Source organism: Arenimonas daejeonensis, from assembly GCF_007993735.1.
GTDB lineage: Bacteria > Pseudomonadota > Gammaproteobacteria > Xanthomonadales > Xanthomonadaceae > Arenimonas > Arenimonas daejeonensis.
In genome coordinates this window covers 763,375-784,644 of record NZ_CP042453.1, presented here as the reverse complement: position 1 = coordinate 784,644, position 21,270 = coordinate 763,375, and the positions used below count along the sequence as shown (strand labels likewise).

Below are 21,270 nucleotides of genomic sequence, written 5' to 3'. Positions count from 1 at the left end.
AGGGAGAGGGAGCTCATTCGTCGCGAGATCGGCTCCCTCTCCCCTTGCGGGAGAGGGCTGGGGAGAGGGGCGCTGTTCGCACCGAAGTCCCGGAACACATCCGCCGCCTGCTCGGCCTGCGCGCCCGGGGTCTGCCGGCCGCGCCACGGTTCGCGCCGGACCGCGACCTGCCCGGCGATGAGATCGCGCCCGGCCTGCGTTATCTGGAATCGCGCCATGCGCCGCCGGACTTGCCGGAACACGTGGACGCACGCTTCGCCCGCCACTTCGAAACCCCCGTCGCGCGCGCCGACCTGCTGTGCTTCGACACCGAAACCACCGGCCTGGCCGGCGGCACCGGCACCCGCGCCTTCATGATCGGTGCGGCGGATCTCGTGCACGGCCAGCTGCGCGTGCGCCAGCTGCTGACCACCACGATGGCCGCCGAGACGGCGATGCTGCGCACCTTCGCGCAGTGGCTGACGCCCGGCACGGTGCTGGTCAGTTACAACGGCCGCAGCTACGACGCGCCGCTGCTCAAGACCCGCTACCGGCTGGCGCGCCTGCCCTGCCCGGTCACGCCGCTGGCGCACCTGGACCTGCTGCACCCGGTGCGGCGCCGCTACCGCGGCCAGTGGGAAAACTGCCGGCTCGGCACGGTCGAACGCCAGCTGCTGAAAGTGCTGCGCGAAGACGACCTGCCCGGCAGCGAAGCGCCGCGCGCCTGGCGCGACTACCTGCGCGGCGGCCCGGCCACCGACCTGCGCCGCGTGCTGGCCCACAACCACACCGACGTGCGCAGCCTGATGCAGCTGCTGGCGGTGCTGGCCGCCGGCGACGATGCGGAGCGCGTTACGCTCGCCTCCTGATCCCCGCGCGGCGAACCCCATGCCCGAACCGTTCAAGAACCTGATCAACCCTGCCCTGGTGCGTGCTTGCGGCGAACACCTGCAGCGCGCCTGGCGCGATTTCGACCGCCGCAGCTTCGAGCGCCGCGCACTGGCCGGCCTGGACGCGCTGGAGATGAAGGCGCGCGCGATGCAGATCGCCGACGCGCTGGAAGCCACACTGCCGCCGGACTTCGACCGCGCCGCCGGCATCATCGAATCCGCCCTGGCGCCGGCCGCAACCGGCGACGAACTCGACTTCGCCATCACCGACGCCGGCCTGGCCGGCTGGATCGGCTGGCCGCTGGGCGAATTCATCGCCCGCCGCGGCCAGGCCGCACCCGCGCGCGGGCTGCAGGCGCTGCATGCGCTGACGCAACGGTTCACCGGCGAGTTCGCGATCCGGCCTTACCTTATGAACCACTTCGACCTGAGCCTGCGCACGCTGGCGCGCTGGCAGCACGACCCCAGCCCGCACGTGCGCCGCCTGGTCAGCGAAGGCAGCCGCCCGCGCCTGCCCTGGGGCCTGCAGATCAAGGCGCTGATCGCCGATCCCACGCCGACCCTGCCGCTGCTGCGGACACTGCAGGACGACGGCAGCGAATACGTGCGCCGCAGCGTCGCCAACCACCTCAACGACATCGCCAAGGACCATCCCGGCGTGGTCGCCGACTGGCTGGACGCGCACCTGCCGGGCGCGACGCCCGAACGCCGCGCCCTGCTCAGGCACGCCAGCCGCACCCTGGTGAAGAAGGGCGATCCGCGCGTGCTGACCGCGTGGGGCTTGGGGCAGGCGTTCAAGGGCGAGGCGGAATTTTCGGTCTCGCCCAAGCGCGTGGCGGTCGGCGGTGGCGTCGTCCTGTCGCTCACGCTGCGGTCCACGTCCGGCAAACCGCAGACGCTGGCGATCGACTACGTGGTGCACCACGTCAAGGCCAATGGCAGCACTTCACCCAAGGTGTTCAAGGGCTGGCAGCTGGTGCTGGCGCCGCGCGAGTCCCGCATGCTGGCGAAAAACATTCGCTCAGGCCGATCACCACCCGCGTCTATCATCCGGGCGAACACCGGGTGGACGTGCAGGTCAACGGCAAGGTCATCGCCAGCGCTGCATTCCGGCTGGCGAGCTGACGAAACCGTCGCGGTCGCGCCACCTTTTCGGCTCAGTTGCCCGGCGCGTCGAAGGAATACTGGCCGGACACCGGCACGTAGACTGCGCCGCTGGCGGTGTATCCCTTTGCCGCCGGCACCGCACCGGCATGGCGGTGGCCGTTGGCGTAAGGGCTGCCGGCCGGCGCCAGGTTGGCCCAGAACGCGCCGTCGGCATCGAGCTCCGGCGGATCGGGTTCGTGCATGAACTGCGGGCCCGGCCGGTTGCCGTTCGCTTTGTGGTGCGCTTCGCCGGCACGTTTGCGCGCGGTCAGGTCCACCGTGTAGTCGATCACCACGGTCTGGCCGGGCCGGGGCGTGTCGGCGTTCTTCTCGTCGATGATTTCGCCCACCAGGGTGACCCGGCGATGGCGGCTGTCGCCGACCGGGAATTCCTGCACCACCCGCGCGGTCTCGCGCAGCCGCACCTGGTCGGGCGCGCCGCGCTGGTACTCGGCCGGGTTGATGGCGGCCTGGGCCGGAAACACCAGGCAGAGGGCGAGAGCGATCGTCGGCAGGCGCATTGACGGCTCCGTATCGGCGGTGGCGGTCGCTCGACTATAACGCCGGCCCGTATGCTTTCCGCATCGCACCGTGCCGCGGCCATGCCGCTCCGTTACGCTAGGGCGTCCCCGACCGGAGTGCCCGCATGCCCGCCGACCGCTACCGCCTGTATTCGGAAACCGACCTGCAGACCGTGGTGGACGACATGGCGCGCCAGGCCGCGGCGATGCTGGACGCCACGCCCACCGTGCTGCTGGGCATGCTGCGCCGGGGCGCGCCGCTGGCCGACCGGCTGCTGGCGCGCATGAAGGTGCACGCGCCCCGGGCGCAGATCGAACGGCTGGACCTGAAGGTCAAACGTTACGCCGACAACCCGGAGCTGCTGCATCCCGAGACCGCGCTCGAAGCGCCGGCCGGGGCCAACCTGATCGGCCGCCGGGTGATCGTGGTGGACGACGTGCTGTACTAGGGCCATTCGCTGTTCCGCGTGTTCGAGTGGCTGGCCACGCAGAAACCGGCCTTCGTGCATGCCGCGGTGCTGGTGGACCGCCAGCGGCACAAAGTTCCGGTGCGCGCCGACATCGTCGGCCTCACGCTGAAGATCGCGCCCGACGACGTGATCGAGTGCAACGTGCCGCCGTACGAAGCGGAGTTCGCCGTGGACCTGTGGCGGCCGGGAACGAGCGCCTAGCCAGACCGCTGCCACACGGCCCGGAAATGAAAACGGCCGGGCCCGAAGGCCCGGCCGCAGCCGGCGAAACCGCGCGCCGGTAACCGGTCAGCGCACTACGTGCAGGCCGCCCGCCTCGACCTGCCGCACGCCCCGGTGCCGGCGGCGATGCGGATGGCGGCCAGGCGCGCGGTGGCGGTGGGCGTGGTGCCGGTCAGGGTGACCACGTTCGCCTTCGTGTCCACGTCGATCATCGTGCCCGCGACCTCGGTGTCGGCCAGCAGCTGGGTCTTCACCTTGCTGGTGATCCAGGCGTCGTCGATGCCGTCGCCGGTTTCGTCCAGGGCCTCGCGCACGTCACCGGACGCGGTGGCCTTGTCGGCGTCCTGGCGGCGTTCGCTGTCGTCGGTGGCGACTATCAGGCGGTTGTCCACGCGACGTACGCCGTCGGCGCTGCCGGCGATCAGGGAGGCATCCTTTTTGGCCTTCGCGCTGTCAGCGCCGCCGCGCAGGGTGACCACGCCCTTGCTGGTGTTGACGTTGATGTCGAAACCCTTGGTGCGTTCGTCGGCCAGCAGCATCGACTTGACCGCGGCGGTGATGCTGGCGTCATCGAGGGTGGTGGCCAGGTTGCGCTTCGCGCCGGCATTGTCGTCGGTGTTCATGCAGGCGCCGACGCAGGCGGCGATGGCGAACGCAAGCAGCGTGGTCTTGAGGATCTTCATGGGGAGTCCTTGGAGGAAGCGGATCGCTGCGGGGCAGCGCACGGCCGGAAGGCCTGGTGGCGACGGAGCCGGAACTGTCCACGGGGCGTCACGCCTGCCCGGAGGCTGCGCCTTGCCGGCACAACCCCGGATGAAGGGCCGCGCGCCTATGTGCGTTGCCGCACGAACCCGCGTGCGCGGCCCGCCCCGACGCACTACGGCCAGGGGTGCTGCTACGGCGTCGCGCCTCGCGAATACAGGTCGATGATGGCCTCGATGCCGTCCTGGCAGACGTGGCAGAAGGCCTCGCTGCGGGTGAACATCAGGCACTGCAGCTGCGGCCGGTAATAACCGGTGGCCTCGTAGTTCGCCCCCTCGAAGGCGCCGATGGCGTGGGCGTGCGGCTTGCCGTCGAACAGCGCCTCGACATGGCGCTGTTCGGCGCTGAACAGCGCGCTCATCTCGCTCTCGGGGCGCCGCTGTTCGCGCAGCTTCGCGCGCCGCGCCTGGTTCTCGCGCTGGAAGGCCTCGAACCCGGCCTTGGGCCAGGGCGTGGGCAGCGGCGTGGCGGGACTGGCCTGCCACTTCAGCCGGGCCGGGTCGAGCAGCGCGGTGACGTTGGGTTCCCAGGGTTCGATGCGCGTCGTCGCCGCGGCCGCATAGGCCACCGGCGAGGTGTAGTACTCGTCGGCCAGGCCGGCGAAGTGGTGGCCGAACTCGTGCACGAACAGGTAATTGGCCCAGTCGTTGTCGGCCGCGACCGTGCTGAACTGGCCGAAGATGCCGCCGCCGCCATAGGTTTCGCTGTTGAACAGGATCTGCACCACGTCATAGGGCGCGTACTGGGCCAGTTCGCGCCAGGCGCGGTTGTCCAGGGTCAGCGCGTATCGTTCGCTGCCGAAGATGTCGTAACGCACGCCGAGCGCGCTGGCGCGGTGCGTGTCCGTGGAGGGCCGTGTGATGCCCGAGACCGGCACCGGCACGGTAAGCGCCCAGACGTTGAAGTCGCCGGCGCGCTCCTTGAACGGCGACACCGTGAACAGGTGCACCACCAGCCGGCGGGCATCGGCCTCGAACTTGTCGAGCTCGTCGGCGGCGTAACCGTCGCCCAGCAGCAGCAGGTCCACCTTCTGCGGCGACGGGCCGCTGCGGTGGATCGCGATCGGCGTCGCCGGCGCCGGCCGCGCGACCCGTTCGATGTCCAGCGCCTTCGGGTCCACCGTGGTCTCCCATACCGGCGCGAAACGGTTGCCGGCGTCACGCGCCGACACCCGCAGGCGCACAGGCTGGTCGGGCATCGGAAAACGCAGCGACTCCTGGAAACTGCGCGGCTGGCTGGCGGCTTGTTCCGTGGTGCGCCACTCGCCGAAGACGGTGCTGTAGCCGCGCGAGTAGAGAAGCTTGCCGCTGGCCGCGTCGAACACCTCGAACAGGTTCACGCCACGGTTGCTGTCATCGATCGGACGTTCGGGATTGCCAGCCCAGGGCAGCGGCTCGACCACCACTCGCTCCAGTGCGTAGTGCTCGCCGTGGGCATCGCCGCCGTGCTGCAGGTCCACGCGCAGGGTGGCGGGCGTGGCGTGTGCAAGCGCCGGCAGAAGACCGGCAAGGACGACAAGGGCGATCAGGATTCGGGAAGGCTGGCGCATGGCGGTCTCCGGACGCGGCTGGCGCGAGTCTCGCATGGCCGCCGGGCGCGTGATGCGCCGACCTCCCCGTCGCAGCTTGATGCCTCAGTTCAGGCGCCAGATCGACGCGTTGAGCAGCGTGGCGAATCCCACCCAGGCCAGGTACGGCAGCAACAGCCACGCCGCCGGCCGGTGCACGCGCCAGGCGGCGACCACCGTGGCCAGGATCGCGAACCACATCAACACGATCACGACCAGCGCGTAGCCGGGCTGTTGCAGTCCGAAAAACACCGGCGTCCACGCGGCATTGAGCAGGAGATGGGCGGCGCTGCACCCCAGGGCGCGCGTGCGCATATCGCCTGCGGGCGCGCGCCACAGCAGCCAAGTGGCCACGGCGATCAACAGGTACAGCAGCGTCCAGGCCGGACCGAACACGGCGTTGGGCGGGTTGAAGGAAGGCTTGGCCAGGCCGGCATACCATTCGCCCGGCGGAAACAGCGCGCCGAGCGCGGCGATGCCCACCACGATCACGAGACAGGCCAGCAGGGCCGGGACCGGATGGTGGCGGGCGAAGGAAAGGGATTCGGTCATGGCGGGTTCGCTCTGGTGACGGCGCCAGTGTGCCGGTCGCGTTGCACGGCGCCGTGAAGGACCATGCCCGCAAACAACAACGGCCGGATCCGAAGATCCGGCCGCTGCCGTCCACTCTGACGTGGAATCGGGCCCGGGGAGAGAACCCGGGTTGCCGCTGACGCTTACTGCTTCACGAGCAACTGGTCGGCGATCACGGTCTTCACGCCCCGGTGCCGGCGGCGATGCGCACCGCGGCGTCCTTGGCGACCGCCGATTCGGCGGTGCCGGTCAGCGTGACCACATTGGCCTTGGTGTCGACGTTGATCTGCGTGCCCTTCACCGCGGTGTCGGCCAGCAGCTGGCTCTTCACCTTGCTGGTGATCCAGGCGTCGTCGATGCCGTCGCCGGCTTCGTCCATGGCTTCGCGCACTTCGCCCGAGGCGGTGGCGGTGTTGGCGTCCTGGCGCGCTTCGGTGCCGTCGGCGGCCACGGTCAATTCGTTCTTGATCAGGACCACGCCTTCGACCTGGCCGGCCAGGTCCTGGGCGGCCGACTTGGCGGCCTGGCTGTCGGCGCCGCCGGTCAGGGTGACCACGCCCTTCATGGTGTCGACGTTGACGTCGAACCCCTGGTGCGTTCGTCGGCCAGCAGCTTGACTTCACGGATGCGGTGATGGAGGCATCGTCGATGGCCTGGCCGGCGGTGCGTTCGGGCTGGGCGTGGTCGTCGGCGAAGACGGGGGCGGCGCCCATGCCGAGGCAGAGGGCGGTGGCGAGCAGGGAAGTCTTGAAAGCGTTCATGGGGTTTCTCCTTGCGAACGTTTGGGGGGTCGACCTTGCGGCCTCGCTCCGGGCGGGATCCTTGTCCCTCAGCACGGCCCGTGAAGCGTGGGGCGAGGTTGGCCCCGGCTTCCGCAACGCGGACTGAAGCGCTTGTTTGAAATCCGTTAGCGGCTACCCGCCATTGGCCCGGAAAACCGGGCGGGGCAAGGGTTTCGCGAACCTGAACAGGCCGGCAACCCCGGTCCGGGCCGGAGGGTGCCGGGCAGGCATAAACTCCATATGTGGAGTAGAGTTCCTGTCATCTCCACACAAGGAGCCACCCATGAGCGCCCGAACCGCTCCCGCCGCCCCCCGGCCGCCGACCTCGGTGGACCGGCCCTGCGCGCCTTCTTCCGCATCGCCCAGGCCTGGGGCCTGAAGTCGTCCGAGGCCCGGCGCCTGCTGGGCGACCCGCCCGAATCCACGTTCTACAAATGGAAGAAGCTGCAGGACGGTGCGCCGCCGCGCGACGTGATCGAGCGCATCAGCTATGTGCTGGGCATCTTCAAGGCGCTGGAGCTGCTGTTCCCCGACCCCACCCGCGCCGACGCCTGGATCCGCAAGCCCAATGCCGCGTTGCCCTTCGGCGGCCGTTCGGCGCTCGATCGCATGCTGTCGGGCAATGTCGCCGACCTGTTCGTCGTGCGCAGCTACCTGGACGCGCAGCGCGGATGGCAGTGAGCCGACTGCCGCCGCTGCGCCGCATCCGCTGGGACGAGGCCTGGCGCATCGTGCCCAGCCGGTTCCCGCCGCGTGGGGTGTTCGACCGCGTCGCCGCGCCCGAGGACCTGGAGGCGCTGTTCGCGATCGAGGCGCTGACCAATGCCCGGCTGCGCCAGGAACTGGGCCAGCTGGACCTGGTGCCGCGCGAGCGCCGCATCAGCGGCCCGGGCACGCAGCCGGTGATGGCGGCGTTCACCCACCTCAATCCCGACGGCAGCCGTTTCAGCGACGGCACGTACGGCGTGTTCTACGCCGCGCGTTCGCTCGACACCGCGGTGGCGGAAACCATGTTCCACCGCGCGAAGTTCATGGCCGCCACGAACGAGCCGGCGATGAAGCTGGAGATGCGTTGTTACCGCACCGGCATCGACGGCCGCCTGCACGACCTGCGCAAGGGCTGGCCGGCGATGCTGAAGCCCGACGACTACGCCGCGCCGCAGGCGCTGGCGCGCGAGCTGCGCACCGCCGGTTCCGACGGCGTGGTCTATCCGAGCGTGCGCCATCCCGGCGGCGAGTGCGTGGGCGTGTTCCATCCCGACCGGGTCAGGCCCTGCGTGCAGGCCCAGCACCTGATCTACAGCTGGGACGGTGCGCGCATCCAGGCCGACTACGCCGTGGCGACGCTGCAGACGCGCGCCTAATCCTCCGCCAGGAAGTGCACGACGTGGCGCTGGCCGTGCACCAGCGGTTCCACGATGTAGCGGCCGTGTTCGGCCAGCACGCGGTCGCGGATCGCGGACAGCGGCTGCAGCGACGGCAGGTGCTGGGCGTAGGGCGAGAATTCCAGGTCGATGCGCAGGTCCACCGCGCGGCCTTCCGGGCCGGGGTCGCCGACGTGCAGCTGCAGGCCGAAATTGCGCACCGTTTCCAGCCGCACCGCTTCGCGCACCGCGGCCTGGCAGATACGGTACACCGCGGTGCGGGCGTCATCGCCCAGGGTGTCGGCGGGGCCGCCGAAGCCGGCCTCGAAGCTGACGCCGGCGTCGTCCAGCATCTCGCGCAGCGGGCCGCTGTCGAGCGCGCGGCGCAGGCCGTGGCTGTCCAGCATGGGCGGGCGCAGCTGGCGCAGGGCGCGGCGCAGGCTGTCCTGGATCTCGCGCACCTGTTCGCGCAGTGATTCCAGGAAACGCGTGCCCTGGTCGTCGCGCACGTCACGGAATGCCAGGCTGATGCGGGTGCCCAGGCGTGGATGGCATGGCCCAGTTCGTAGTCGAGTTCGTTGGCCAGTTCGCGCTGGCCCTGTTCCTCGATGCGCACCAGGCGCTGGCTGATCAGGCGCAGTTCGTTGGCCAGTTCGCCCAGCTCCTCGTTTTTCGCCGCCAGTTCCTTATGCCGCTGCGCCAGCGTCTCGTGGCTCAGGCGCAGGGCGGTGCTGGCGGCGCCCAGCACCAGCGCGCCGGCGCCGACCACGGCCAGCACCAGCTGCACCATGGACACGCTGACGGTCAGCAGGCCGGCGTGCACCAGCGCCTGGATCACCACGCCCAGGCTGGCCGTGCCCAGCGCGGCGCCTTCCCAGCCGTGGCGGAAGCCAAGGAAAAACAACGGCGCGAAAGCCAGCAACAGTACGTACGTCGCCAGCCCGCCATAGGCCTGCAGCAGCAGGAAGACCCCAGCGCGCCGACCAGCACCAGCCCCAGGTCGCGCCACAGGCCCAGGTGCTGGCGGCGATGCAGCAGGCCGTGCAGGCCGGCGATCAGCAGCGGCGCCAGCACGATCTGGCCGATCAGGTCGCCGTAGAGGAAGGCGAACACGCTGGCCAGGGTCTCGGCCGTATCCATCGGTATCGTGACCAGGAACATCCACAACAGCGGCGACACCGCCGCCGCGGCCAGCAGGCCGGTCAGCAGGAACACGATCATCCGGATCGGGCTGTCGAACACCGGCGCCGGCAGCGGGCCGCGCAGGGCGTACACCACGCCGGCATAGATCAGCCAGGGCGCCACGCACACGGCCAGGAAGGTGGTGGAGAACAGGGAATACCCCAGCACCAGCGACTTGGTGGCCTGGGCGCCGACCTCGGCCGCGCCCAGCCAGCCCCAGCGCCGGGCCGGGGTCAGCCACAGCAGGGCCAGGCGCAGGCCGGCGGGCAGGAACCAGAGCTGGGCGGAAAGCTGTTCCAGCGCCAGCCAGGCCAGCAGCACGGCCAGGGCAATCGCCGCCCAGTGCCCGCGCCGTCCCGGTGCGGAATCCTGCAGCAATGCCAGAGTCTGCGACACCATGCCTGCGCCTGTTTCCCCTCGGGCCGGCCAGCCCATGCCCAGCATGGCACCGGACCATGGCGTGAAGAAAGGGCTGCTGCGCGCCTTCCGGTGGCCGCGCGGGGCCGATATAATCGCGCCCTTCGAATCCAGGGGCTCCGGCCCGCCGTCCAGGTACGACAGTGCGCAACCACGATCTGGTCTTCCTCAAGCATTTCTCCCAGGTCATCGCGATCCTGGTCGCCATCACCCTGGCCCTGATCCTCCTGGGCATCTACATCAACAGCCAGCTCGAGCCGGAACCCAACCCGGTGGCCGAGCGTGCGACCGAGCAGCGCCTCCAGCCGGTCGGTGTGGTCTATGCCGGTTCCACCGGCGCGGCCGCGCAGGCCGCGGCCAAGGCCGCCGCCGCCGCGGCTGCCGCCGGCCAGGTCGCCTACGACGGAACCCTGGACGGCTCGGTGATCTACGCCGCTCTCTGCGGCGCCTGCCACACCGCCGGTGCCGGCGGCGCGCCCAAGCTCGAGAAGGCCGCCTGGGCCGCACGCATCGCCCAGGGCATGGACACGATGAACAAGCACGCCATCGAAGGTTTCCAGGGTTCGGCAGGCATCATGCCGGCCAAGGGCGGCAACCCGTCCCTGACCGACGAGCAGGTGGTCGCCACCGTCCAGTGGATGGTCGACAACCTCAAGTAAGCTTGGGCCCCACGCCCTTCGCCGACGCCGCCTCCGGGCGGCGTTGTCGTTTCCGGAGATCCGAATGCGCGCCCTGCTGCCGATGCTCGTCACGTTGCTGCTCGGTGCCTGTGCCGGGCATGCCGGCACCACCGCCGCCCCGGCCGGCGAAAAACCGACGCCGATAGGCGCGGTCCAGGGCCAGGGGCCCGCAGCCCGTTCGAAGGCCGGCGTGTGCTCGTCGAAGGTGTCGTCGGCGCCGACTTCACCGGGGACTGGGCGGCGTGTTCCTGCAGTCGCTGGTGCACGACGGCGATCCGCTGACGTCCGAAGGCCTGTTCCTGACCCGCGGCGACGTGGCCGGGCCGCGGCTGCAGGTCGGTGACCTCGTCCTCGCCGCCGGCACCGTGCGCGAAGCCGGCGACAGCGACGCCACCCTGACCACGCTCGAGGCTGACCAGGTCGAGGTCGTCGGCCAGGTGGCGGTCGAGCCGCTGTTGCTAGCGCGGCCTTCGCAGGACGGCGACGACTGGGAGCCGCTCGAAGGCCGCCTGGTCCACATCACCGAGCCGTTGACGATCAGCGGCAACGACGGCCTGTCGCGCTACGGAGAGCTGGTGGGCAGTTTCGGCGGCCGCCTGTTCACGCCGACTGAAGTCGCGGCGGCCGGTCCGGGCGCCGACGCGGTGGCTGCCGACAATGCGCGGCGCCGCCTGGTGCTCGACGACGGCAGCAGCCGCAGGGACGTCGGCACGCCGTCCTGGTTGCCGCAGGCGCCGCACGACACGAAGCCGCTGCGCACCGGCAGCGTGGTCACCGGCGTGACCGGCGTGATCGACCAGCGTTACGGCAGCTACCGGCTGCAATTGACCGACAAGCCCGGCGCGATCGAACAGGCGCCGCGTCCCGCCGCACCGACGGTGCCCGGCGATCGTCGCATCGCCGGTTTCAACGTGCTCAACCTGTTCAACGGCGACGGCGCGGGCGGTGGCTTTCCGACCGAACGTGGCGCGGCCAGCATCGACGACTACATCCGCCAGCAGGCCAAGCTCATCGCCGTCGTGCAGGCGCTGGACCCGGACCTGGCGGCGCTGATGGAGATCGAAAACGACGGCTACGGTCCGGCGTCGGCGATCGCGCAGTTCGTCGCCGCGCTCAATGCCGCCGGGCCGCACGCCGACTGGCGTTTCGTCGATGCCGGCGAAGGCCCGGGCACGAATCCGATCCGCGTCGGACTGATCTATCGCGCCAGCCGCTTCTCGGCCGTCGGCAAGCCGGCAACGTTGACTGATGGCCCCTTCGCCGACCGCAGCCGCGCGCCTTTGGCGCAGGCGTTCCGTGCCGGGCAGGGGCCGGTGTTCGTGGTGGCCGCCAACCACTTCAAGTCGAAGGGTTGCGGCGATGGCGCCGCCGATGCAGATGCAGATGCCGGCGACCACCAGGGCTGCTTCAACGCCACTCGCGTCGAATCGGCGCGGCGACTGCACGACTGGCTGGCCACCGACCCCACCGGCACCGGTGCCACCGGCACGCTGGTGATCGGCGACCTCAACGCCTACGCGATGGAAGACCCGCTGCGCCTGCTGCGCGAACGTGGCTGGCACGACGCCTTCGCCCTGGCCGGGGCCGAACGGCCGTATTCCTATGTCTGGTCCGGCCAGTCCGGCCGCCTCGACCATGCCCTGCTCGACGCCGGACTGGCCCCCGCCTGCGCGGCGCAGCCGAATGGCACAACAATGCCGACGAAGCCGAGGCCTTCGGCTACCGCCAGGACCGGGACAACGACCCCTGGCGTGCCTCCGATCACGATCCGATGCTCCTGGGCCTCGACCTGGCCAACGGCGGGCTATGATCCCGGCCATGGACGCCCTGCCCGCCTTCCCCAGCGAATCCGGTCCGCTGCACCTGACCGGCCCGGCCGGCCGGCTGGAGCTGATGGTGGACCTGCCCGAACCCGGCCAGGAACGTGCCGGCGTGGCCGTGGTCTGCCATCCCAATCCACCCGACGGCGGCACCCTGCACAACAAGGTGGTCACCATGACCGCCCGCGCCCTGAGCGAACTCGGCCTGGCCGCGGTGCGCTTCAACTTCCGCGGCGTCGGCCAGTCCGAAGGCACGTTCGACAACGGCCGCGGTGAAACCCCTGGACCTGCTGGCCGTCACCGACTGGGTGCGCAAGGTGCGCCCCGACGACCAGCTGTGGCTGGCCGGTTTTTCCTTCGGCAGCTGGGTCGCGCTGCAGGGCGCGCGCCACCTGCCGGTGAAACAGATGGTGTCTATCGCGCCGCCGGTGGGCCTGCGCCCTTTCGCCGGTGTGCTGCCGCCGCCCTGCCCCTGGCTGGTGATCATGGGCGAGGCCGACGACCTGGTGGATCCGCAGGCGGTGTACGCCTGGATCGAGTCGCTGAAGGAAAAGCCGACCCTGGTGCGCATGCCCGACACCGGCCACTTCTTCCACCGGCGGCTGATGGACCTGCGCGGCGCGATCAAGAACGGCGTGCGCAAGAACCTGCCGCCGCCGCGCCATGGCTGAACCCGCGGCGGCCCAGCTGCCGTCGGCCGCCTACGCCGCCGGCGTCCGCAGCGGCCGCTGGCAGGCCGACCCGGCCCAGCAGGCCGCGCTGGGCGAACTCGACCGCATCCACCGCGAACTGCGCGCGCGCGAATCGCATTCTCCGTGGCGGCGGCTGATCGGCAAACTGAGCCCGTCGCCGCCGGTGCGCGGCCTGTATCTGTGGGGCGGTGTCGGGCGCGGCAAGACCTTCCTCAACGACCTGCTGTTCGACCAGCTTGCCGACGAGGTGCCACGCCGGCGCTGGCACTTCCACCGTTTTATGGTCGAAGTGCACGCCCGCATCCAGGCCCTGCCCGACGACACCGCCGACACCGTGGCCGTGGTCGCCGACCAGTTCGCCGACGAGATGCGGCTGCTGGTGCTGGACGAATTCATCGTCAGCGACATCGCCGACGCGATGATCCTGGGCCGCCTGCTAGACCGCCTGTTCGCGCGCGGCGTGGTGCTGGTGACGACCTCGAACACCGCGCCGCCCAACCTGTACAAGGATGGCCTGCAGCGCGCGTTTCCTGCCGGCGATCGCCCTGATAGAGGCGCAGTGCGCGGTGGTGCACCTGGACAGCGCGCAGGACTACCGCCTGCGCCAGTTGACCCAGGCCAGCACCTACATCACGCCGCTGGGCGCCGCCGCCGAACAGGCGCTGGCCGAACATTTCCAGCGCCTGGCCGCCGACTGCCCGCACGAGGACGGGCCGCTGGCGATCAACGGCCGGCCGATCCCGGTGCGCGCGCTGGCCGAGGGCATCGCCTGGTTCGACTTCGCCGCGTTGTGCGAAGGGCCGCGCGCCGCCGCCGACTACATCGAGATCGCACGCGACTTCCACACCGTGCTGGTGTCTGGCGTACCGGTGTTCGACCCGCTGCACGACAACGCCGCGCGCCGTTTCGTGCACCTGGTGGACGAACTCTACGACCGCAACGTCAACCTGCTGCTCAGCGCCGCCGCCGAACCGATGTGGCTGTACGGCGGCGAAAAGCTGATGCAGGAATTCGAGCGCACCGCCTCGCGTCTGGTCGAGATGCGCAGCGCCGAGTTCATGGCGCGCGGGCACCGGCCGTGACCCGGGGTTGTGTGTACCGCAGAGTGCTTTTCTCCCTCCCCTGCTCGCAGGGGAGGGCCGGGGTGGGGTAAAACCTTGCCTCGAATCTTCCACGCTTCGAAGCTCCACCCCCTCCCAGCCTCCCCCTGCCAGCAGGGGGAGGGGCCAAAACTTCCGGAGAAAACGATGCGCCGACTGCTGCTGGTTTCCGCTCTTGCTGCCGCGCTCTGCGGCCCCGTCGCCCACGCGGCCGATGTCGAAACGCTGGCCGCCACGGTGGACGCGAAGGTGCAGGCCTGGCGCCGCGACATCCACCAGCACCCGGAACTGGGCAACCGCGAAGTGCGCACGTCGAAACTGGTGGCCGACCACCTGCGTGCACTGGGCTTCGAGGACGTGCGCACCGGCATCGCCACCACCGGCGTCACCGCCGTGCTGCGCGGCGGCCAGCCCGGCCCGCGCATCGCCCTGCGCGCCGACATGGATGCGCTGCCGGTCACCGAACGCAACGACCTGCCCTTCGCCTCGAAAGCCACCTCCACCTTCCGCGGCGAAACCGTCGGCGTGATGCACGCCTGCGGCCATGACGCCCACACGGGCATCCTGATGGGCGTGGCCGAGGCGCTGGCTTCGATGAAGGCCGACTTGCCCGGGGAGATCCTCTTCATCTTCCAACCGGCCGAGGAAGGCCCGCCGGATGGCGAGGAAGGCGGCGCCGAGGAAATGCTGAAGCAGGGCATTTTCGACGGCTTCAAGCCCGAGGCGGTGTTCGGCCTGCACGTGTTCAGCACGCTCAACGCCGGCCAGGTCGGTTATCGCAGCGGGCCGTTCATGGCCGCGTCCGACCGTTTCAACATCGTGGTGAAGGGCCGGCAGACGCACGGCTCGCGGCCCCGGGCGGCATCGATCCGATCGTCGCCGCGGCCGACATCATCAGCACCAGCCAGACCATCGTCAGCCGCCGCCAGAACATCAGCAAGCAGCCGGTGGTGATGAGCTACGGCGCCATCAAGGGCGGCATCCGCTACAACATCATCCCCGACGAGGTGGAGCTGATCGGCACCATCCGCACCTTCGATGAAGGCATGCGCCAGGCGGTGTTCGCCGACCTCAAGAACGTGGCCGAGAAGGTCGCCGCCGCGCACGGCGCCACCGTCGTGACCCAGGTGCCCGACACCAAGGGCAACCCGGTGACCAGGAACCATCCCGCGCTCACCGCCCGCGTGCTGCCCAGCCTGGAGCGCGCGGTCGGCGCGAAGAACGTGGTCGAGATGGACCTGGTGATGGGTGCCGAGGACTTCAGCTTCTACGCCAACCAGGTGCCGGGTTTCTTTTTCTTCGTCGGCGCGACGCCGAAGGGCCAGGACGCGATCAAGGCGCCCTCGAACCACTCGCCGGAATTTTTCCTGGACGAAGAGGCGCTGAAGGTAGGCACGCGGGCGATGCTGCAGATCGTGCTGGATTACCAGGCGCAGGCCGACTGAATGAAGTTCCATCCGCGCTTGCACAGCTGCCTCGTTTTCGCAGGCAGGCTGTGCGCGTGGGTGGTCGCGTCCCTGCTCGTCGTGGCACTGGTAGCCGACCTGCTCAATGGCCGGCCACCGCTGAACGTGATTCGTGGCGCACCGCTGACGATCATCAGTATCGTCCTGGGCATGTGGCTGGCGTTCGCCGCCACCTTCTACGTCGTGCTTTGGCTGTGGACGTGGACAGTGCATGCCAGCGGCCTTGATGGCCGCAGTTATTGGGGGCGCCGCGTCCATATCCGCTGGGAAGATGTCGGTCAGATCTACGCCACATCGATCGAAGGTATACCGGCGTTGGGCGTCGTTTCGTTGACCAGCAAGCGCGAGATCATGCTTTACGTATTGGGCGTCGACTGGGCCGAAGCGCATCGCGCATTGCTCCGCCACGCTGGGCCAGATCACGCCCTCACGCACGCATTCGCTCCTTCCCGAGCTGATAGCCGGCGCGATATCTAGTGTTGACCTGCTCCGATGACCCCTATATGTTGTGGCCGTCGGTCCCGGCCCCTGCGGTCGGGTTAATAGGGAAGCCGGTGTGAATCCGGCGCTGCCCCGCAGCGGTATGTGGAAACGAACGCCGTCACACGCACTGGGCGCGAGCCTGGGAAGCGACGGTCAGTAGGCGAAGCGCGAGCTTCCGTCCACGAGTCCGAAGACCTGCCGACAGCCGCGCGAAGCACACCGCGCGGTGACCGGCCCAGAAGTCTCCGGGGAGACGGCGCCGGTGTCGCGGCGCCGGTCTCGGTCCCTGCGACACCTGTTCGGCATCCTCCGTCTGACTTCGTACGCCCGCGGGGGCGTGGCCACGATGGCGCCTGTGCGCGCCTTCGTCGCCGCTCTCCGCGCGCCGCTCCCGAGGGAGGAGCGACGACCGTGCGCCATGCACCGGAGAACACCCGATGAACCATCAAACCCTCGAAGCGCCGGCCGACGTCGCCGCGCCGCAGTTCGCCCTCACCCCGCCCGCCGCCGCGCTGGGCATGACCGTGACCAAACGCAATGGCCGCCGCGAGCCGGTGGACCTGAACAAGATCGTGCGCGCGGTGATGCGCCAGTGCGACGACCTGTACGCCGTGGATCCGATGCGCGTCGCCACGCGCACCATCTCGGGCCTGTACGACGGTGCCACCACGCGCGAACTCGACGAACTCTCGATCCGCACCGCCGCGCTGCTGACCGCGGAAGAGCCCGAGTACGGGCGCCTGAGCGCGCGCCTGCTGGCCGACTTCATCGCCAAGGAAGTCGCGGGCCAGGAAATCCACGCCTTCTCGCAATCGGTCGCGCGTGGCCACGAAATCGGCCTGATCAACGACCGCCTGCTGGCCTTCGTGCAGGCCAATGCGCGCAAGCTCAACGACGCGCTGGACGTCTCGCTGGACCGCCGCTTCGATTATTTCGGCCTGCGCACGCTGTACGACCGCTACCTGCTGCGCCACCCGACCCAGCGCACCGTGATCGAAACCCCGCAGCAGTTTTTCCTGCGCATCGCCTGCGCGCTTAGCCAGGACGTGCCCGAGGCGCTGGCGCTGTACCGGCGCATGGGTTCGCTCGATTACCTGCCGAGCTCGCCGACGCTGTTCAACGCCGGCACCACGCACGAGCAGCTGTCGAGCTGCTTCCTGCTCGACTCGCCGGACGACTCGCTGGAGTCGATCTACCGCAAGTACGCCGACGTGGCGATGCTGAGCAAGTTCAGCGGCGGCATCGGCGTGTCGTTCACACGGGTGCGTTCGCGCGGGTCGCTGATCCGGTCGACCAACGGGCATTCCAACGGCATCGTGCCGTGGCTGAAGACGCTCGATTCCTCGGTGGCCGCGGTGAACCAGTGCTTCGCGCCAGAGACCATCGTCTATACCGCCGATGGCCCCACGCCCATCGGTCAAGTTCGCAAAGGAGACTTGGTTCTCGGCATTTCCGGCCAGTACCGGACAGTCCTTGATCGCCTCGAATACAGCCAGAACGACCCGATGGTCGAAATCAACGTCAAGCACGCCATCGAGCCGGTTCGGGTCACGAGCGGGCACCCTCTCTATGCCATCCGCGGCGTGCCGATGGAACAGGCGGATGCCCGTACCATGGCTTGGCTGGAGAAGGGCAAGGTGAAGGCAGCCTGGGCCGACGCAGGCCAACTACGGAAAGGTGACTTCGTCGCTCAGACCATCCCGACCGAAGTGGTCCCCCTGGACGACATCGCCGAGGAGGATGCCCGTCTCTACGGCATCCTGCTGGGAGACGGTCACGCCAGCGGAGACGGCAACGAATGGGGTGTTTCCGGAAATCCTTCCCGCGATACGCACCTGGCCTTTGTGCGGGAGTATCTGGAAAAGCGCGGAATCCATTCCTGGAAACGTCACGAGGCGAAACCTACCAGCAGATTCGCTGGTCTGTGGGTCGCGGTGTTGTCCGGGAGGCCACGACCGGCAGGATAGTCGGCCGCGGTGAAAGCACCCTGCCCTTCACGCGCAGCGATCTATACGACGGCGCCGGCCGCAAACGCATCGCACGGCGACTGAGCCATCTGCCCCGGCCGCAGACGCTGGCCTTGATCCAGGGCCTGCTGGAAACGGACGGCGGCGTGTCACGCGGCAAGGAAATCTACTTCACCAGCTCTTCCGAGGGCCTGGTGCACGGGCTCCGCTACCAGCTCCTGCGCCTGGGGGTGCCCAGCGCAGGACAGCGGCGCCTCAGGGACGAGCCGCACAGCGGCGCGCGCAGCGACGGTTCGGTCATCAACTTCACCAAACCTTCTCTTTCGTTCGATCTCCGTATTCCCGCGACACCGGAAATCGCTCGGCTCGTTGGTTGCCGGGCGATCACCAAGCGCAACTGGCTGGTTTGGCAAGGCCAGGTGTTTTCACGCGTTCGATCTTGCGAATCAGTGGCGCTAGTTCCAACCGTTGTGGACTTGCTGGTTGAAGGCGATGAGTCCTACATGACGGCCATCGGGCTTGCCCACAACGGCGGCAAGCGCAAGGGTGCGGCCTGCGTGTACCTGGAACCCTGGCACGCCGATGTCGAGGAATTCCTGGAGCTGCGCGACAACACCGGCGACGAGGCCCGACGCACCCACAACCTCAACCTCGCCAACTGGATCCCCGACCTGTTCATGCGCCGTGTCGAAGCCGACGGCGAATGGTCGCTGTTCGACCCCAAGGCGGTGCCGCAGTTCACCGATCTGTACGGCAAGGCCTTCGAAGTGGCCTACGAACAGGCGGAAGCCGGCGGCCGCGCGGTGAAGACCGTGCGTGCGCGCGAACTGTACGGAAAGATGATGCGCACCCTGGCCCAGACCGGCAACGGCTGGATGACCTTCAAGGACAAGTGCAACCGCGCCAGCAACCAGACCGCGCGGCCGGGCAACGTCATCCACCTGTCGAACCTGTGCACCGAGATCCTGGAAGTGACTTCCACGGAGGAGACCGCGGTGTGCAACCTCGGCTCGATCAACCTGGGTCAGCACCTCGGCGACGAGGGTTTCGATTTCGAGAAGCTGGCCGAGACCGTGCGCCTGGCCGTGCGCCAGCTCGACCGCGTGATCGACCTGAACTTCTACCCGATCGAGACCGCACGCCGCGGCAACCTGCGCTGGCGGCCGGTGGGCCTGGGCGTGATGGGCCTGCAGGATGTGTTCTTCCGCCTGCGCCTGGCCTTCGATGCGCCCGAGGCGCGCGCGCTGTCGGCGCGCATCGCCGAGGAGATCTACTTCAATGCCCCGGAAGCCAGCTGCGAGCTGGCGCAGGAACGCGGCATGCACCCGAACTTCGAGGAAACCCGTGCCGCCCACGGCGAGCTGCAGTTCGACGCATGGGGCGTGCAGCCGGTGGCGCAGGAACGCTGGAACCTGCTGCGCGAACGCATCAAACAGCATGGCCTGCGCAATTCGCTGCTGATCGCGATCGCGCCGACCGCGACCATCGCTTCGATCGCCGGTTGTTACGAGTGCATCGAGCCCCAGGTCAGCAACCTGTTCAAGCGTGAGACGCTGTCGGGCGACTTCCTGCAGGTGAACAAACACCTGGTCACCGAGCTCAAGCAGCTGGGCCAGTGGACGCCGGAGATGCGCGACCGCATCAAGCTGGCCGAAGGTTCGGTGCAGGGCATCGCCGAGATCCCGGCCGAGCTGCGTGCGGTCTACCGCACGGTGTGGGAGGTGCCGATGCGCAGCCTGATCGACATGGCCGCCGAACGCGGCGCCTTCATCGACCAGAGCCAGTCGCTGAACCTGTTCATGGAATCGCCCAACATCGGCGCGCTGTCGTCCATGTACATGTACGCCTGGAAACAGGGCATCAAGACCACGTATTACCTGCGCTCGCGCCCGGCCACGAAGATCGCCAAGACCACGGTGAATGCGCCGGATGCCACGGCGGCCGTGGTGTGTTCGTTGGAAAACCCCGAGTCCTGCGAAGCCTGCCAGTAACCCGCCCCTCCCCTGCTCGCAGGGGAGGGCTGGGGAGGGGTGAACCCTTGCCCCGCACTCCACGCTTCGAAGTTCCACCCCCTCCCAGCCTCCCCCTGCAAGCAGGGGGAGGAGCCAAGGAAGACCATGACCACGCCAAAACTTCTTGATCCGGGCTTCGACCTCACCCTGCGCCCCATGCGCTACCCGCAGTTCTACGAGATGTACCGCAACGCCATCCGCAACACCTGGACGGTGGAGGAGGTGGATTTCTCGCTGGACACCAAGGACCTGCAGTCCAAGTTCGGCCCGGCCGAACGGCACCTGATCGAGCGGCTGGTGGCGTTTTCGCCACCGGCGACTCGATCGTGTCCAACAACCTGGTGCTCAACCTCTACCAGCACATCAACGCGCCCGAGGCGCGCATGTACCTGTCGCGCCAGCTGTATGAAGAGGCGCTGCACGTGCAGTTCTACCTGACCCTGCTCGACACCTACCTGCCGGACCCGGCGGCGCGCGCCAAGGCCTTCGCCGCGATCGAGAACATCCCGTCCATCCGGCACAAGGCGGAGTTCTGCTTCAAATGGATGGACAGCGTGCAGTCGCTGCAGCGCATCGAGACCCCGGCGCAGCGCCGGCAGTTCCTGCTCAACCTGGTCTGTTTTGCCGCCTGCATCGAAGGGTTGTTCTTTTTCGGCGCCTTCGCCTACGTCTATTACCTGCGCTCGCGCGGGTTGCTGCATGGCCTGGCCAGCGGCACCAACTGGGTGTTCCGCGACGAGAGCGGGCACATGGCCTTCGCCTTCGAGGTCATCCGTACGGCACGCGAGGAAGAGCCCGGGCTGTTCGACGATGAGCTGAAGGCGCAGATCGTGCAGATGCTCACCGAGGCCGTGGACTGCGAATGCCGCTTCAGCGAGGATGTGCTCAGCGGCGGTGTCGCCGGCCTGTCCCCGCGGGACATGCGCCAGTACCTCGAATACTGCGCCGACCAGCGCCTGGCCCAGCTCGGGCTGCCTAAACACTTCGGCGCCCGCAACCCGTTCCCGTTCATGGACCTGCAGGACGTGCAGGAACTCACTAACTTCTTCGAACGCCGGGTATCGGCGTATCAAGTGGGTGTCCAGGGCGAGGTGCAGTTCGACGCGGCGTTCTGAGGACGCCATCGCGGTCGCTTCGACTGGCCGGGGCCAGGGTGTGGTCGTACCGGGAACGGT

At 68.9% G+C, this 21,270-nt stretch carries 14 protein-coding genes, 9 pseudogenes and 1 riboswitch; of the genes and pseudogenes, 16 read left to right on the top strand and 7 right to left on the bottom strand.

Going from position 1 to position 21,270, the window contains the following annotated elements; translation table 11 throughout:
* Window positions 1–44: 44 nt before the first annotated feature.
* The 4 genes from FRZ33_RS03765 (at window position 45) to FRZ33_RS15905 (ending at window position 3,207) form a co-directional block, all read left to right on the top strand.
* A complete protein-coding gene (locus tag FRZ33_RS03765) occupies window positions 45–848 on the top strand; it encodes a ribonuclease H-like domain-containing protein (protein WP_227978095.1) in 804 nt (267 codons plus the stop codon).
* 19 nt (window positions 849–867) lie between these two features.
* Window positions 868–2,220 (top strand): DNA alkylation repair protein, encoded by a 1,353-nt coding sequence (locus FRZ33_RS03760; RefSeq protein WP_227978093.1) that lies wholly within the window; start codon window positions 868–870, stop codon window positions 2,218–2,220.
* Between the two features lie 441 nt (window positions 2,221–2,661).
* On the top strand, window positions 2,662–2,985 hold the full coding sequence (locus tag FRZ33_RS15910) for a phosphoribosyltransferase family protein (protein ID WP_227978091.1): 324 nt from the start codon (window positions 2,662–2,664) through the stop codon (window positions 2,983–2,985).
* Between the two features lie 18 nt (window positions 2,986–3,003).
* Entirely contained in the window at window positions 3,004–3,207 is a 204-nt protein-coding gene (locus FRZ33_RS15905) for a hypothetical protein (RefSeq protein ID WP_227978089.1), read from the top strand.
* Window positions 3,208–3,302: 95 nt separating this feature from the next.
* Here the strand turns inward: FRZ33_RS15905 and FRZ33_RS03745 are convergent, their stop codons facing one another.
* From FRZ33_RS03745 to FRZ33_RS16735, 5 genes and pseudogenes are all read right to left on the bottom strand, one after another.
* On the bottom strand, window positions 3,303–3,911 hold the full coding sequence (locus FRZ33_RS03745; RefSeq protein WP_146907726.1) for a BON domain-containing protein: 609 nt from the start codon (window positions 3,909–3,911) through the stop codon (window positions 3,303–3,305).
* 212 nt (window positions 3,912–4,123) lie between these two features.
* Complete coding sequence (locus FRZ33_RS03740; protein ID WP_146907724.1) at window positions 4,124–5,539, bottom strand: M64 family metallopeptidase; 1,416 nt, start codon at window positions 5,537–5,539, stop codon at window positions 4,124–4,126.
* An 84-nt stretch (window positions 5,540–5,623) separates the two neighbouring features.
* On the bottom strand, window positions 5,624–6,109 hold the full coding sequence (locus FRZ33_RS03735; protein WP_146907722.1) for a TspO/MBR family protein: 486 nt from the start codon (window positions 6,107–6,109) through the stop codon (window positions 5,624–5,626).
* 202 nt (window positions 6,110–6,311) lie between these two features.
* On the bottom strand, window positions 6,312–6,608 hold the full coding sequence (locus FRZ33_RS16740; RefSeq protein ID WP_343195855.1) for a BON domain-containing protein: 297 nt from the start codon (window positions 6,606–6,608) through the stop codon (window positions 6,312–6,314).
* A pseudogene (locus FRZ33_RS16735) lies at window positions 6,588–6,710 on the bottom strand (BON domain-containing protein); the annotation flags it as partial. The gene FRZ33_RS16740 and the pseudogene FRZ33_RS16735, both read right to left, overlap by 21 nt.
* 442 nt (window positions 6,711–7,152) lie before the next feature.
* Here FRZ33_RS16735 and FRZ33_RS03725 point away from each other — a divergent pair.
* Both FRZ33_RS03725 and FRZ33_RS03720 read left to right on the top strand, forming a co-directional pair.
* Complete coding sequence (locus tag FRZ33_RS03725) at window positions 7,153–7,593, top strand: MbcA/ParS/Xre antitoxin family protein (RefSeq protein ID WP_146907719.1); 441 nt, start codon at window positions 7,153–7,155, stop codon at window positions 7,591–7,593.
* Window positions 7,590–8,276: an RES family NAD+ phosphorylase gene (locus tag FRZ33_RS03720; RefSeq protein WP_227978087.1), complete on the top strand. Its 687-nt coding sequence runs from the start codon at window positions 7,590–7,592 to the stop codon at window positions 8,274–8,276. Before FRZ33_RS03725 ends, FRZ33_RS03720 begins: the two co-directional genes overlap by 4 nt.
* Here FRZ33_RS03720 and FRZ33_RS03715 read toward each other — a convergent pair.
* The gene (locus FRZ33_RS03715) at window positions 8,273–8,785 is read right to left on the bottom strand and encodes a hypothetical protein (protein ID WP_146907715.1); all 513 of its coding nucleotides are present in this window, start codon (window positions 8,783–8,785) and stop codon (window positions 8,273–8,275) included. The genes FRZ33_RS03720 and FRZ33_RS03715 overlap by 4 nt on opposite strands.
* 325 nt (window positions 8,786–9,110) lie before the next feature.
* Window positions 9,111–9,857 carry a hypothetical protein gene (locus FRZ33_RS03710; protein ID WP_146907713.1) on the bottom strand — a complete coding sequence of 249 codons (747 nt, stop codon included), beginning with the start codon at window positions 9,855–9,857 and terminating at the stop codon, window positions 9,111–9,113.
* Between the two features lie 161 nt (window positions 9,858–10,018).
* On the opposite strand from FRZ33_RS03710, the gene FRZ33_RS03705 reads away from it, so the two are divergent.
* The 10 genes and pseudogenes from FRZ33_RS03705 to FRZ33_RS03665 all read left to right on the top strand — a co-directional run bounded on the left by FRZ33_RS03705 (window position 10,019) and on the right by FRZ33_RS03665 (window position 21,210).
* Window positions 10,019–10,534, top strand: a complete 516-nt coding sequence (locus tag FRZ33_RS03705; protein WP_146907711.1) for a c-type cytochrome — start codon at window positions 10,019–10,021, stop codon at window positions 10,532–10,534.
* A 263-nt stretch (window positions 10,535–10,797) separates the two neighbouring features.
* A pseudogene (locus FRZ33_RS15900) lies at window positions 10,798–12,168 on the top strand (ExeM/NucH family extracellular endonuclease); the annotation flags it as partial.
* A gap of 205 nt (window positions 12,169–12,373) precedes the next feature.
* Window positions 12,374–13,046, top strand: a pseudogene (locus FRZ33_RS03695) (alpha/beta hydrolase).
* Window positions 13,039–14,149, top strand: a pseudogene (gene zapE, locus FRZ33_RS03690) (cell division protein ZapE). The pseudogenes FRZ33_RS03695 and zapE overlap by 8 nt, the downstream one beginning before the upstream one ends.
* Before the next feature lie 165 nt (window positions 14,150–14,314).
* A pseudogene (locus tag FRZ33_RS03685) lies at window positions 14,315–15,612 on the top strand (amidohydrolase).
* Window positions 15,613–16,110, top strand: a complete 498-nt coding sequence (locus FRZ33_RS03680; RefSeq protein WP_146907707.1) for a hypothetical protein — start codon at window positions 15,613–15,615, stop codon at window positions 16,108–16,110. It begins immediately after the preceding pseudogene.
* A 22-nt stretch (window positions 16,111–16,132) separates the two neighbouring features.
* Window positions 16,133–16,333, top strand: a riboswitch (cobalamin riboswitch).
* A 220-nt stretch (window positions 16,334–16,553) separates the two neighbouring features.
* Window positions 16,554–17,480, top strand: a pseudogene (locus FRZ33_RS03675) (ribonucleotide reductase N-terminal alpha domain-containing protein); the annotation flags it as partial.
* A gap of 434 nt (window positions 17,481–17,914) precedes the next feature.
* A pseudogene (locus tag FRZ33_RS17570) lies at window positions 17,915–18,334 on the top strand (LAGLIDADG family homing endonuclease); the annotation flags it as partial.
* Between the two features lie 276 nt (window positions 18,335–18,610).
* Window positions 18,611–20,074 (top strand): annotated as a pseudogene (locus FRZ33_RS03670) (ribonucleoside-diphosphate reductase subunit alpha); the annotation flags it as partial.
* A 126-nt stretch (window positions 20,075–20,200) separates the two neighbouring features.
* Window positions 20,201–21,210, top strand: a pseudogene (locus FRZ33_RS03665) (ribonucleotide-diphosphate reductase subunit beta).
* Window positions 21,211–21,270 lie beyond the last annotated feature (60 nt).